The following is a 333-nucleotide window of genomic DNA, read 5'->3' on the forward strand; positions in this document are numbered from 1 at the left end:
CCCCACGCAGGGACGGCCCTCCGCGCGGCAAGCCGCGCGGACTTCCTCCGGCGTTTTGGCGTCGGCGGCGCCCGAAAGGATGAGGGCGGCCGCGAGCGCCGCGGTGAGTTCACGAAGACGGATCATGAGAAAGGTCGGCCGGGGCCGGGCCCCCTGCTAGACTTTGAGTTCCAAAAGCATTTTCCAAGTCTAAGGGGTGACGCCGTCATGCGCATTCTCCTCACGGGCGGCATGGGCTTCATCGGCTCGCACACCGCCGTCACGCTTCTCGAAGCCGGCCACCACGTCGTGCTCTACGACAACCTCTCGAACGCGGACGCGGGCGTCGCGGCC

At 67.9% G+C, this 333-nt stretch carries 1 protein-coding gene; it reads left to right on the top strand.

The window, feature by feature from the left end:
• Positions 1–207: 207 nt before the first annotated feature.
• Positions 208–333, top strand: a 126-nt coding sequence (locus HMPREF9440_RS12150) for an NAD-dependent epimerase/dehydratase family protein (protein ID WP_148516572.1), incomplete at its 3' end; no start/stop codon positions are given.

This window comes from Sutterella parvirubra YIT 11816 (assembly GCF_000250875.1).
Classification (GTDB): Bacteria; Pseudomonadota; Gammaproteobacteria; order Burkholderiales; family Burkholderiaceae_F; genus Sutterella; species Sutterella parvirubra.